At 38.3% G+C, this 14200-nt stretch carries 10 protein-coding genes and 3 pseudogenes; 9 read left to right on the forward strand and 4 right to left on the reverse strand.

Annotated elements, in window-relative coordinates; genetic code table 11:
- The first annotated feature begins 21 nt into the window (after window positions 1–21).
- The 8 genes and pseudogenes from NYR89_RS01650 (at window position 22) to arsB (ending at window position 7195) form a co-directional block, all read left to right on the forward strand.
- Entirely contained in the window at window positions 22–621 is a 600-nt protein-coding gene (locus NYR89_RS01650; RefSeq protein ID WP_279446071.1) for a response regulator, read from the forward strand.
- A gap of 4 nt (window positions 622–625) precedes the next feature.
- Complete coding sequence (gene uhpB / locus NYR89_RS01655) at window positions 626–2128, forward strand: signal transduction histidine-protein kinase/phosphatase UhpB (RefSeq protein WP_279446072.1); 1503 nt, start codon at window positions 626–628, stop codon at window positions 2126–2128.
- Window positions 2129–2137: 9 nt separating this feature from the next.
- Window positions 2138–3418 (forward strand): MFS transporter family glucose-6-phosphate receptor UhpC, encoded by a 1281-nt coding sequence (gene uhpC, locus NYR89_RS01660; RefSeq protein ID WP_279446073.1) that lies wholly within the window; start codon window positions 2138–2140, stop codon window positions 3416–3418.
- Between the two features lie 17 nt (window positions 3419–3435).
- Window positions 3436–3717: a DUF1294 domain-containing protein gene (locus NYR89_RS01665; protein ID WP_279446074.1), complete on the forward strand. Its 282-nt coding sequence runs from the start codon at window positions 3436–3438 to the stop codon at window positions 3715–3717.
- A gap of 139 nt (window positions 3718–3856) precedes the next feature.
- On the forward strand, window positions 3857–5284 hold the full coding sequence (aspA, locus tag NYR89_RS01670) for an aspartate ammonia-lyase (protein WP_279446075.1): 1428 nt from the start codon (window positions 3857–3859) through the stop codon (window positions 5282–5284).
- Window positions 5285–5402: 118 nt separating this feature from the next.
- Window positions 5403–5717 (forward strand): ArsR/SmtB family transcription factor, encoded by a 315-nt coding sequence (locus NYR89_RS01675; protein WP_279446076.1) that lies wholly within the window; start codon window positions 5403–5405, stop codon window positions 5715–5717.
- Window positions 5718–5776: 59 nt separating this feature from the next.
- Window positions 5777–6181 (forward strand): arsenate reductase (glutaredoxin), encoded by a 405-nt coding sequence (gene arsC / locus NYR89_RS01680; RefSeq protein ID WP_279446077.1) that lies wholly within the window; start codon window positions 5777–5779, stop codon window positions 6179–6181.
- Between the two features lie 11 nt (window positions 6182–6192).
- Window positions 6193–7195: pseudogene (gene arsB, locus NYR89_RS01685) on the forward strand (ACR3 family arsenite efflux transporter).
- A gap of 59 nt (window positions 7196–7254) precedes the next feature.
- Here the strand turns inward: arsB and clpB are convergent.
- Complete coding sequence (gene clpB, locus NYR89_RS01690) at window positions 7255–9828, reverse strand: ATP-dependent chaperone ClpB (protein ID WP_279446078.1); 2574 nt, start codon at window positions 9826–9828, stop codon at window positions 7255–7257.
- A gap of 263 nt (window positions 9829–10091) precedes the next feature.
- Here clpB and NYR89_RS01695 point away from each other — a divergent pair.
- Window positions 10092–10740 (forward strand): annotated as a pseudogene (locus NYR89_RS01695) (OmpW/AlkL family protein).
- Window positions 10741–10820: 80 nt separating this feature from the next.
- Here the strand turns inward: NYR89_RS01695 and argE are convergent.
- From argE to NYR89_RS01710, 3 genes and pseudogenes are all read right to left on the reverse strand, one after another.
- Window positions 10821–11962, reverse strand: a pseudogene (gene argE / locus NYR89_RS01700) (acetylornithine deacetylase).
- Window positions 11963–11976: 14 nt separating this feature from the next.
- Entirely contained in the window at window positions 11977–12756 is a 780-nt protein-coding gene (locus NYR89_RS01705; protein ID WP_279446079.1) for a permease, read from the reverse strand.
- 14 nt (window positions 12757–12770) lie between these two features.
- A complete protein-coding gene (locus tag NYR89_RS01710; RefSeq protein WP_279446080.1) occupies window positions 12771–14171 on the reverse strand; it encodes a basic amino acid/polyamine antiporter in 1401 nt (466 codons plus the stop codon).
- Window positions 14172–14200 lie beyond the last annotated feature (29 nt).

The following is a 14200-nucleotide window of genomic DNA, read 5'->3' on the forward strand; positions in this document are numbered from 1 at the left end:
TGCTTAAAATAAGGAGAAAATATGATTAAAGTTGTTTTGATTGATGATCACGTTATCGTCCGTTCCGGATTTTCACAATTATTATCATTAGAACAAGATATTCAAGTCGTGGGGGAATTTTCTTCTGCTCAAGAGGCTCGTCTGAAATTACCCGGTATTAAACCGGATGTGTGTATTTTGGATATTTCAATGCCGGATGAAAATGGTATGGAGCTTTTAAAAGATATTCCTTCGGCGATTCATTGTATTATGTTAAGTGTGAATGACTCTGCTGTTATTGTCCGTAAGGCATTAGAGTTGGGGGCAAAAGGCTATCTCAGTAAGCGGTGTAATCCTTCTGAACTTATACAAGCAGTGAGAACAGTTTATGCCGGTGGCGTATATTTAATGCCGGAATTAACTTCTAAGTTAGTGTCAAATAAATTCACTCTAACAGGGAATTTGACTAAGCGAGAATATGAAATTTGTGAGTTATTGATCTTGGGATTGGATACAAAAGAAATTGCAGAAAAATTATCTTTGAGTGTAAAAACGATTTATGTTCATAGAGATAATGCAATGAGTAAATTAAATGTGAAGAATAATGTAGAACTGGCTAAATTATTCTATCAGCAAGGGTAAGCAGATGATCGCTGTTTTTAGTGGGATTTTCATATTTTTTAGTTATTTATGTTTATGGGTGATTTCCGATTATTTATTAATAGATCCCATTTTAGCACTGTTATTCTTGCCATTTGCTTTTAGAGTTGGACTGACTTTACACACAAATATACGTTATTGGTGGGTCGGTTATCTTTCCGAATGGATATTTTTGTACTTTATTTTTAAATCTTACTCAAATATCAGTATTTTTATCCTTTATATTTTAAGCGTGATTTCTATCCCTATCGTTTGGCGTTTTCAGAAAATTTATGTCGGAAAGCAATGGCAGAAGTTTATCGTTCAGGCTTGTTTAACCTTGGTGATTAGCTCATGTAATTTAATTCTTATTGTATTTACACCTTTTCAATTTTCTTCCGTTTTTTTAGTCAGTTTGGTTGGTTGCGTCCTTATGTTACCGGCTTGCACGCTTATTTATGATTATGTCTTTAATAAGTCTTGGATTCCGCTGACCGCGAATCATATTAAAAAACCGATAAGGCTTCGTATGGGATATATCTTTATATATTCTATGCTGTTTATTTTAAATATCATTATTCAATCTTTAATGCCCGGCGAATTTACTCGTTTTGCGATTTTTTGCTTGGCGATTCCAATCGTTTTACTTGCCTTTCACTATGGGTGGCAAGGGGCTTTACTCGGTACCTTATTAAATAGTGTTGCTTTAATCGCGACGACGCATAGCTTTTCTTATGTGGAAATTACTGATTTATTATTATTGATACTGATGCAGACCGTTACGGGGATTTTTCTCGGCTTATCAGTGCAATATCAGAAAGAGTTAAATAGCTATCTATCTATCGAGTTAGAGAGAAATAAGTTATTAACCAAAAAACTTATCAATACGGAAGAAGAAATCCGTAAAGATATCTCTAGGGAATTGCATGATGAAATCGGACAAAATATAACCGCGATTAGAATGCAATCCAGTATCCTAAAAAAATTAGAGTCATCACCAAATTCACAAAGATGTGCAGATATGATCGAGCATTTATCTTTAAATATTTATGATACGACAAAAGGGATTTTAAATCGTATACGTCCTAAATTATTAGATGATCTAGATCTTTATCAAGCGATACAAAATCTGTTTATCGAATTAGATATGGGTAAACAAAATATAAGTACGCATTTAATCTTTGAAAATAAGTTAAAGCACAAGTTAGATCATGTGTTAGAAATTACCATATATAGATTATGCCAAGAAGGTTTGAATAATGCGATGAAGTATTCTCAGGCATCAGAAGTGAGAATCATCATTTTGATTGATCAAGAGATTAAATTATCTATCCATGATAACGGAATCGGATTTGATCCGATGAGCGTTGTTCACGGATTCGGATTAAAAGGTATGAAAGAGAGAGTCGAAATTTTAGACGGGAGCTTTAAAGTGATTTCTCAATCAACAACGGAAAATGAAAGTCAATCAGGTACATCTATTTTTATCACATTGCCTTTGATCTCATAGGGAAAAGAAATGGAAAGATTAAACAATATAGATAATTCGTACCGCCATTGGCGTATTCAGTTAATGATAGCGATGTATATTGGTTATGCCGGATTTTATTTGACGCGTAAAACATTTAATTATGTAACCCCCTCTTTAATTAATGATTTACAGATAGATAAAAATGATATTGGATTGATTTCTACATTATTTTATTTAACCTACGGTATCTCTAAATTTATATTTGGCATTGTGTCAGATCGGGCTAATCCTCGCTATTTTATGTCGATCGGCTTAATTATCACCGGGATAACAAATATTTTATTTGGATTGAGCAGTTCATTAATTGTCCTTACATTATTAGTCATTATAAATGCTTGCTTTCAAGGATGGGGCTGGCCACCGTGTGCGAAGCTCTTAATGATGTGGTATTCTCGTAAAGAAAGAGGCGTTTGGTGGTCTATTTGGAATACCGCGCATAATTTCGGTGGAGCATTAGTTCCGCTTATCGTTGGATTTTTAGCGTTACACTATAGTTGGCGAATCGGCTTTTTTACGGTGGGAGCTTTAGGTGTTTTTATCGGTCTTTTTCTGTTTATTCGTTTAAGAAATACGCCGGAATCAATGGGGTTACCCTCAATCGGCAAGTGGCGAAATGATCAGTTAGAATTAATTCATGAAGAGGAAGAAAAGGCCCTTTCATGGAAATTGATTTTAGGCCGTTATGTTTTTTGTAATAAATATATTTGGCTTTTAGCATTAAGTTATACATTAGTCTATGTTGTTCGTACCGCCATTAATGACTGGGGGAATATCTATCTCACAGAAAAATATCATTATGATTTAATGTCGGCGAATAGTGCGATAACATTATTTGAGATTGGTGGTTTTGTCGGTTCTCTAGCCGCCGGTTGGGGATCGGATAAATTATTTTTAAGTAATCGAAGTCCTATGGCATTAATTTTTTCAGTGGGCATCTTTTTCTCGATTACCGCATTATGGCTAATGCCAAAAGAAAATTATTTACTGCAGTCAATCTTATTCTTTGCAATCGGTTTCTTTGTCTTTGGACCACAAATGCTAATTGGTATGTCCGCAACAGAATGTTCTCATAAACTTTCTCCCGGAGCGGCAACCGGTTTCGTAGGCTTATTTGCTTATTTAGGTGCGGCATTAGCCGGCTATCCTTTGGCACTAGTCTTAGAGAATTTCCAATGGAGTGGCTTTTTTACCGTTGTGGTGTGCTGTAGTTTAGGCATCTCTTTACTCTTACTTCCGTTTTTAGTAGTGAAACGGGATATTCTTGATTAATTATTAAACATTTATTTATGCGTATTTTTATTCTCCTTTATTTTCTTGTGATCAACATCATTAGTTTTTATCTGATGTATGCCGATAAACAAAAATCTGTTAATAAAGCGTGGCGGATTCCCGAGTCAAATTTATTTTTCCTATGTTTTGCCGGTGGATTTATCGGAACGTTTCTCGCAATGAAGTATATTCGCCATAAAACTAAACATTGGCAATTTCATGTCGCCGTGATTGTTTCTGGTTTATTTTGGGTAATCGGTTTACCGGCGTGTTACTACTTCCTCATTTTTAATCATTAGAATTTCTAATCCGAAACCTTAATTTATATCCTATAAGCGATTAGATGAAATGTGATTTAGATCACATTTCTTTTTAGATTAAATCGCTATGATCTCTCTCGGATTTTAATTTTATTATTTTTATTTTTGAGGTGAGTATATGAGTAACGTACGTGTTGAAGTGGATTTATTAGGCGAAAGAGAAGTGCCTGCTGATGCGTATTGGGGAATCCACACATTAAGAGCAGTTGAGAATTTTAATATCTCAAATAACACTATTTCTGATGTACCGGAATTTGTTCGCGGTATGGTGATGGTTAAAAAAGCGACTGCCTTAGCAAACGGCGAATTAGGTGCAATTCCGAAAAAAATCGCAAAAGCTATTGTAGAGGCTTGTGACGAAATTTTAGTTAAAGGTCGCTGTATGGATCAGTTCCCGTCAGATGTCTATCAAGGTGGGGCGGGTACATCAGTAAATATGAATACCAATGAAGTGGTGGCGAATTTAGCGTTAGAATTGCTCGGGCATCAAAAAGGCGAATATAGCGTGATTAATCCAATGGATCACGTGAATGCAAGCCAATCAACCAATGATGCGTACCCAACCGGTTTCCGTATTGCAGTCTATAACAGCATTTTACATTTAATTAAACAAGTACATTACTTACAACAAGGTTTTGAAGCGAAAGCGGAAGAATTTAAAGGCATTTTAAAAATGGGTCGTACTCAATTACAAGATGCCGTACCAATGACAGTTGGTCAAGAATTTAAGGCTTTTGCGGTACTATTAGAAGAAGAAGTGCGTAATTTAAAACGTACTGCTGAATTATTATTAGAAGTCAACTTAGGTGCAACGGCAATCGGTACCGGTTTAAATACCCCAGAAGGCTATTCTCAATTAGTGGTTAAACATTTAGCAGAAGTAACCGGATTACCATGCGTATTATCAGAGAACTTAATTGAAGCGACTTCAGACTGCGGTGCCTATGTAATGGTACACGGTGCGTTAAAACGTACGGCGGTTAAACTTTCAAAAGTATGTAACGACTTACGTTTACTTTCATCAGGCCCACGTGCTGGTTTAAATGAAATTAACTTACCTGAATTACAAGCTGGATCTTCAATTATGCCGGCGAAAGTAAACCCAGTAGTGCCAGAAGTTGTGAACCAAGTTTGCTTTAAAGTAATTGGTAATGATACGACAGTTACCTTTGCGACAGAAGCTGGTCAATTACAATTAAACGTAATGGAACCGGTAATCGGTCAAGCGATGTTTGAATCTATCGACATTCTTGCCAACGCTTGCGTGAATTTACGTGATAAATGTATTGATGGCATCACCGTTAATAAAGAAATCTGTGAAAACTTCGTGTTTAACTCAATCGGTATCGTGACTTATCTCAATCCGTTTATCGGCCACCATAACGGGGATATCGTGGGTAAAATCTGTGCAACAACCGGCAGAGGCGTGCGTGAAGTGGTATTAGAACGCGGTTTACTCACCGAAGCGCAATTAGATGATATTCTTTCAGTTGAAAACTTAATGAACCCGACTTATAAAGCGGCGAAATTTACTGAAGAAGAGTAATTAAATAAATAGACAAGCGGTTGAAATTGCAAGATTTTCTGTAAATTCAACCGCTTGTTTTTATCTTAATATTTCAATAATTATTGAAATATAAAAATAGCACAGTATAATTCCCAATATGAATACAGAACACGCAAGCCAAGTATTTGGTACACTCAATTCGCCGATTAGGTTACAAATTTTTCAGATGCTTGCCGCTCAAGGCAGTAAAGGAATGATTGCTGGAGAATTGGCTAAGCAGTTGAATATTGCGCCGAATAACCTTTCTTTTCATCTAAAAACATTGGCTACCGCCGGCTTAATTCATAGCCGACAAGCGGGTAGATTTGTGCATTATTATGCAAATTTAGCACTTATGATGGAACTAGTAGCTTTTTTAACTACGAATTGTTGTAAAGAAAGTGATGATCCGAATTGCAAATTTTGTGGGTGAAATGCTCACAAAATTTTTTACCTGAATATTTCAATAGGTATTGAAATATTGGAGAAAATATGGAAAAAGTGACAATTTATCATAATCCAAAATGTGGTACATCTCGTAATACATTAGCGTTAATCCGCCACTTAGGCATTGAACCTACGATCATTCACTACCTTGAAACACCTCCCGATGAGGCTACACTACGAAACTTAATTTCAGCAATGGGGATCTGTGTGCGAGATCTACTTCGGATGAATGTAGCTCCCTATGAAACATTAAATTTAGGTCGTATGGAATTGAGCGATGACGAACTAATTGCGGCGATGCTTGCTGAACCGATTTTAATAAATCGTCCGATTGTTATCACAAGCAAAGGTGTTCAACTTTGTCGTCCGTCTGAAAAATTTTTGGAAATCTCACCGGTTTCCTTGGATAAACCTTTTATTAAAGAAGATGGTGGAGTGATTGAGTTATAAGGAAGAAATATATGGGAATTTTTGAACGATTTTTAACCCTTTGGGTTGCTTTGGCAATTACAGCCGGAGTTGCATTAGGTGTAGCATTTCCGCAAGCGGTCGAAAAAGTGGCATTATTGGAAATCGCACATATTAATTTACCGGTAGCGGTATTAATTTGGTTGATGATTTACCCAATGATGATCCAAATCGACTGGTCGGCAATCAAAGATGTAGGTAAAAAGCCGAAAGGTTTAGCAATGACGATCGTGGTAAATTGGTTAATTAAGCCATTTACAATGGCATTAATCGGTTGGCTATTTTTCCGCTTTTTGTTTGCTTCATGGGTTGAGCCGCAAACGGCTCAGGAATATATCGCAGGTATGATCTTACTTGGTGTTGCACCTTGTACTGCAATGGTTTTCGTTTGGTCTCAATTAGTAAAAGGGGATCCGAATTATACGTTGGTGCAAGTATCAGTAAATGACATTATTATGATTTTTGCTTTTGCACCGATCGCCGGTTTTCTATTAGGAGTGAGTGATATTACGATTCCTTGGGAAACATTGCTATATAGCACGCTACTTTATGTGGTATTGCCGTTAATAGCAGGTAGTGTCACTCGCAAAATTTTGCTGAAATCCAACCGCTCTATTTCTCAATTCGGCAACAAATTAAAGCCGTTTTCAATGATGGGGCTGATCTTAACCGTAGTGTTATTATTTGCATTCCAAGCGGAAACAATCTTAGCCAATCCACTGATTATTGTACTGATTGCAATACCGTTATTGGTTCAGACATACGGTATTTTCTTTCTTAGCCATTTAGTGTCGAAATGGTTAAATTTACCAAAAGAAATTGCCGCACCAGCTTGTTTAATCGGTACTAGTAATTTCTTTGAATTAGCGGTGGCTGTTGCAATTTCGCTGTTTGGTTTACATTCTGGTGCTTGCTTTAGCAACGGTAATTGGTGTGTTAGTTGAAGTGCCGGTTATGCTGTCGTTAGTCTGGTGGATTAATCATCATAACGACTAAAAGAAAAGCGGTCGAATTTGCAAAATTTTCTGCAAACTCGACCGCTTATTTATGGAAGACTAGCTGTTGCTAATGCTTAATTGGTCATTTTGATAGTCCACCACAACAGGGCTATTCGGTAATAATTTGCCGCTTAAGATCTGTTGTGCAAGCGGATTTTCAAGCTCTTGCTGAATTGCACGTTTGAGCGGTCTTGCACCGAATAACGGGTCAAAGCCGGCTTTGCCGATATGGTCTAATGTTGCATCGGTAACTGTTACTTCGTAACCGCGTTCCGCAAGGCGAGCAATTAAACGTTGTAATTGGATACGAGCAATCGAACGAATATGCTCTTGACCAAGTGGGTGGAATACAACAGTTTCATCAATACGGTTGATAAATTCCGGACGGAAATGTTGTCCTACCACTGACATTACCACTTCTTTCATTCCAGCATAATCTAATTCCGGATTTTCCTGGATTAAATGTGAACCTAAGTTTGAGGTCATAATCACCACCGTATTGCGGAAATCTACCGTACGACCTTGACCATCGGTTAAACGACCGTCATCCAACACTTGAAGCAAGATATTAAACACATCAGGATGAGCTTTTTCTACCTCATCAAGTAACACAACAGAATATGGACGGCGGCGAACCGCTTCTGTCAAATAACCGCCTTCTTCATAACCGACATAGCCCGGAGGTGCGCCGACTAAACGAGAAACGCTATGTTTTTCCATAAATTCCGACATATCGATACGTACCATTGCATCAGGATCGTCGAAGAGGAAATTCGCCAAGGTTTTGCAAAGTTCGGTTTTACCGACCCCAGTCGGACCGAGGAATAAGAACGAACCAATCGGGCGATTCGGATCCGACAATCCGGCACGACTACGGCGAATTGCATTTGCCACTGCTTCCACCGCTTCATTTTGCCCAATTACACGGCTGTGTAACACTTCTTCCATACGCAACAGTTTTTCTTTCTCGCCTTCCATCATTTTGGAAACCGGAATACCGGTCGCTTTTGAAAGCACTTCTGCAATTTCTTCATCGGTGACTTTGGTACGAAGTAGCTGATTCTCTCCGCCTTCTTCCTCTCGTTTTACCGCTTCGTGTAATTGTTTTTCTAGTGCTGGAATTTTACCGTATTGCAATTCGGACATTTTCTCGAAGTTACTTTCACGGCGAGCCTGGTCCATTTCAATACGGGCATTTTCTAACTCAGTTTTGATATGTTGCGTACCGAGTAGAGCAGATTTTTCCGCTTTCCAGACTTCTTCCAATTCAGAATATTCACGCTCACGAGCGGTCAATTCTTCATCTAATTTTGCAAGACGTTGACGGCTTGCTTCATCTTCCTCTTTTTGTAACGCTTGGCGTTCCAATTTTAGCTGAATGATACGGCGTTCAAGTTTATCAAGCGGTTCTGGTTTTGAATCAATTTCCATACGTAAACTTGATGTTGCTTCATCAATTAAATCAATCGCTTTATCTGGTAATTGGCGATCACTAATATAACGGTGTGAAAGTGTTGCTGCCGCTACAATCGCCGGGTCGGTAATTTGTACGTGGTGGTGGATTTCGTAACGTTCTTTTAAACCACGTAAAATTGCAATCGTATCTTCTACAGTCGGTTCATCCACTAATACTTTTTGGAAACGACGTTCAAGTGCCGCATCTTTTTCGATATATTGGCGATACTCATCTAGTGTAGTTGCCCCAACGCAATGTAATTCGCCACGAGCAAGTGACGGTTTGAGCAAGTTACCGGCATCCATTGCACCGTCTGTTTTACCTGCGCCGACCATGGTGTGAATTTCATCAATAAATAAGATAACCTGACCTTCTTCTTTGGATAATTCATTGAGTACCGCTTTTAGACGTTCTTCAAATTCACCACGATATTTTGCACCGGCAATTAATGCACCCATATCGAGAGAAAGCACACGTTTATTTTTTAAACCTTCCGGCACTTCGCCGTTGACAATACGCTGTGCCAAGCCTTCTACGATCGCAGTTTTACCAACGCCCGGTTCACCGATTAATACCGGGTTGTTTTTTGTACGGCGTTGTAAAACTTGTACTGCACGGCGGATTTCTTCATCACGACCTATCACCGGATCTAATTTACCTGCTTTGGCACGTTCGGTAAGATCGATAGTATATTTTTGTAGTGCTTGTCTGGTTTCTTCTGCGTTTTGATTATTCACGGTTTCTCCTCCTCGAATTTGGCTGATTGCTGCGTTTACTTTCTCTTTAGTCAAGCCAAATTGTTTTAATAATTTACCTAAATCGCCGTTATCATCCAGTGCGGCAAGTACGAATAATTCCGATGAAATAAAGCTATCACCGAATTGTTGTGCCAATTTATCACATTGATTTAACAGGCGAATCAGTTGTTGTGACGGCTGTGTCGTACCGCCGGACACGGTCGGTAAGCGGTTTAAAATCGCTTCTAATTCACTCAAAATACGTTGCGGTTGCACATTGAGAGCAGTAAATAGCGGAGCGATAGAGCCGTCTTGTTGTTTGACTAACGCATAAAGTAAATGTGCTGGTTCAATGTAGTTATTATCTTTTCCGATGGCTAACGATTGTGCTTCTGCAAGGGCTTCTTGCAGTTTGGTCGTAAATTTTTCGAAATTCATATGTTTACTCCTAAATTTCATTAATCTGTATCGAGCAAGATTTATACTTGCTTCAACGCTGTAATAAATGGAGCTAGTCGAATTTATTTCAAGTGAAAATGTGAAAAAGATCACAAAAAAGGAATAAATACCCAGTTATAGGTATTACTTTGTGTTTTTTTTGATTCTTGTCAATAAAACTTATCAGAACTGTTCTTAAAATGTTATCAAGGTAACAGATTAGTTACCTTTTTATTTTCAATCACAACAAATTAGAGGTCAAAATGAAAAAAACAGTATTAGCGGCAGTATTAGGTAGTGTGTTATTAGCCGGTTCGGCAATGGCACATCAAGCGGGCGATGTGATTTTCCGTGCCGGTGCGATTACAGTAGATGCAAACTCTAGCTCAACGACAAAAACAGCAGTAGATGTAGATTTAAAAGTAAAAAATAATACTCAATTAGGTTTAACCGGTACTTATATGTTTACGGATAATATCGGTGTGGAATTATTAGTCGCAACGCCATTCTCACATAAAATCCATGCAAATGTACCAGCACTTGGTTTAGGTCTAGGACGTGTAGCCATTGTTAAACAACTTCCACCAAGTTTATATGCTCAATATTACTTTGGTGATGCAAATTCAACATTCCGCCCGTATGTTGGTGCAGGTCTAAACTACACTCGTTTTTATCACGCAAAATCAACACATTCAGCCGTTACTGATCTCAAAGTGAAAAAACACTCTTTTGGTCCAGTAGCGAATGTGGGTGTAGACGTGAAATTAACTGATAATATTTATTTTAATGCGGCAAAGATGGTATACACGCATTAAAACAACAGCGAATTTCAAAGCGTTAAATTTAGATCACGAAGTGAAATTAAAATTAGATCCAGTTGTTTATTTTGCTGGTTTCGGGGTTAGATTCTAGTAGAACGATAATTGGAAACAGAAGGGAGCTTTTAAAGCTCCCTTTTTCGTGGTAAGAAATGAGTCAAAAATAACCGCTTGTTAAGCACAAAAATGTAGGATCATTTTGGTGAGTAATTCTCGGGTCGGCTCAATAAATTTCGTTTCTAAAAATTCATCCGGTTGATGAGCTTGCTCAATGGAGCCGGGACCTAAAACGAGAGTCGGGCAGAGTTGCTGAATAAAAGGTGCTTCGGTGCAATAGTTTACCGCATCGCATTTTTCGCCTAACAGCTTTTCAACCACTTGTACTACTTGTGCGGAATGTTCACACTCATAACCGGGAATACCGTCGTGCAAATGGCGAATTTCAATTAGATCGCCGTATTGTTCCAACATTGGTTTTAGATTTTCGTTTACCATTGCATATAAATCTTCAACCGGCAGATTTGGCAATGGGCGCATATCGAATTGCAATTCACAACACGCACAAATACGATTAATTGCATCGCCGCCGTGGATATTGCCGAAGTTCATTGTTGGATATGGCACTTTAAACAGATCATTATGATATTTTTCACGTAGCTGATTACGCATATTCATCAGATAACCAGTCGCTTGGTGCATTAATTCAATCGCATTAATACCACGATCCGGATCACTTGAGTGACCGCTTTTTCCGGTAATTCTGACCGCTTCACCGACATGACCTTTATGCGCTCGAATCGGTTTTAAAGAAGTTGGTTCGCCAATAATCGCACAATCAGGGCGAATATGCGTATGTTGAGCAAAGGTTCTCGCACCAAGCATCGTGGTTTCTTCATCGGCAGTCGCTAGAATACGTAACGGCTTAGTCAGTTTGCTTAAATCAATTTGGCTAAGCACATCGACAATAAAAGCAAAAAAGCCTTTCATATCCGCTGTACCTAAACCGTAGAATTTACCGTCTTGTTCGGTTAACGCAAATGGATTAAATGTCCATTTCCCTTCGTCAAATGGCACGGTGTCGGTATGACCGGCTAACAATAGACCGCCTTCGCCTTCGCCGTAAGTGGCTAATAAATTATATTTATCACGACTGCCTTCCACTCGGATAATCTCGGTTTTAAATCCGAAATCGGCAAGCCATGTTGCCAGTAATTCGATAAGTTGTTTGTTAGATTGATCTTCCGCCGCTTCTAAACTGGAAATAGTCGGCACGCAATTAAATTGCGGTAACGTTCGATAAATTTTGTGTTTGCCATAATACTTTCTCTTTTTATTTACGTTTTAACATTGCTAGACCGGCGAGGATTTCCCAAATCATAATTGCATAGATAGCTATTCGCTCAAGTATCGGTGTTAGTATATTTGGGAAAAAGATTGTTATGAGTACGCAAAATACTCCGATTGTACCGGCTTGCATACTAAAACGGCGTAACCAAATAAGTTTCGGTTTAACAATATCAATTCCTGCCATAATAATTGCCAAGTTACCGAATAAATAGGTCAGACTTGCCCCTAAATTTTGCAAACCGCCGGCAGTCATTTTGCCTTGTGATGAAGGTATTAAACTCATACCAATCGTGAAGAAAACCGCAAAAATCAGTGCTAATAACCAATATTTACGGCGAGATAATTGTAGTAGTACAGCAAGATATGCAATGGCAAAGCCTAGACCTTGAAGACTGAATACCGCATTCATCACTTGATATAACGGTGAGAACGTATTGGTTTTGCCATCAATTACAGCACCAAACGGAAGCAATAATTCTAGTACAGTATGGCGAGGGTAGGTAATCAATGATGACTCGCTGAATAATGCGGCTACAAATTCCGCAAAAATATAGAATACCCCCATAAACGAAAGCAGAACAGAGAGTAAAATCACGATAGAACGTGCACTGCCTCGAATAATCGGGTGCATTAAAAATGGATAAAAGGCAACGCCGAATGACCCGTTGCTGAAAAAATTTTGTAGTTGATGAGAAATATCAACAATTTTATTTGCAAAAAATTTTAGAAACGCAACCGCTTGCTTAACCAATGTTGTTTTCATACGAATGCCTAAAGTTAATGTATAAGAAGAGAATAAATTGCACCGATAAAGAGCAGGCTAATAAGTAACAATAAACCTTTTTCTAAAGCATTTAAGTTAAGTTTTTCGCCATTTTGTTTACGTGAATAGAAAAAGAGCAAGATGCCCGGCACGTATAATACTACTGATAATAATAAGTAATCTAACCCAGCGGCATACACAATCCATAAACCATAAATTGATGCCATTGCACCGGTTAATTTGATATACCATGCTTCATTTTGTTTCATCGCTACTTTGAATAAATAAGCACCGACTAAGAAATAAGGCACTAAAATCATTGTAGTCGAAAGTTGAATCAACATACTATAACCTTTGCCGGTAAACAGCACCAAAAGTAAGCTAATTTGAATAGTAATATTAGTTAACCATAAGCCAGCAATAGGTGTGCCGTTGATATTCGTACGGTTTAATAATTTCGGAAATACTTTGGTTTTTGCCGCTTGGTAAGGGATTTCCGATGAAAACATTGTCCAGCTCATATAAGAAGCCAGTACGGAAACAATTAGGCAAAGCGTAATAATAATCTTACCGCTTGCCCCAATCATATGTTCCATTAAACCTGCCATAGACGGGTTCGGCATTTGTGCGATCACTTCACGAGGCAAAATACCGAGTGAAAGCACAGTAATCGCAACATATAACACTAATGTAATTAAAATTCCTAAAATGGTTGCTAAGCCAACATCACTTTTCTTTTTTGCATGTGCCGAAAGCACCGAAGCCCCTTCTACACCGACAAAGACCCAAAGGGTAATCAACATGGTATTTTTTACTTGTGTTAACGTATTTTTTTCTAGCGTGGCTCCGCTGAAATCTTGTACAAATTGTTCAGGGGAGAAGAACCAAATTGCCAAGCCGATAAATAAGAAGAGCGGTAAAGTTTTAACAATTGTCGCAACTAAATTCACAAAGGCGGCTTCTCGGATACCTCGTGCAATCAGATGATGAATTAACCAGACAATCAGAGATGCACCTAAAATCGAAGCGACGGTATTACCTTGCCCAAAAATAGTATAGTTTTCGCTATCAATAAAAGTCCCCACGCCTTCAAAAGCCACGACTAAATAGCCAACAGCGCCGATCGCCGTACAAAGCCAATACCCCCAAGCGGCTAATCCACCGACTAAATCCCCAAAACCTTCTCGAGCGTAAGTATATACGCCACCTTCCAATTCCGGTTTAATACGAGATAGAAAGAAGAAAGATAAGCCTAAAAAAATGATACCAATACCAGTAATTAACCAACCGATTAATAATGCTTTCGCACCAGATACTTCCGCCATATTTTGCGGAAGGCTAAAAATGCCTGAGCCGATCATTGAGCTAAGTACCAAAGCAGTTAATGAAAAAAGACCGATTTTGCCTTTTGACATAAAATGTCCTTCTTATAATTGTTATTCAC

It is taken from the genome of Actinobacillus arthritidis (assembly GCF_029774155.1).
Lineage (GTDB): Bacteria > Pseudomonadota > Gammaproteobacteria > Enterobacterales > Pasteurellaceae > Actinobacillus > Actinobacillus arthritidis.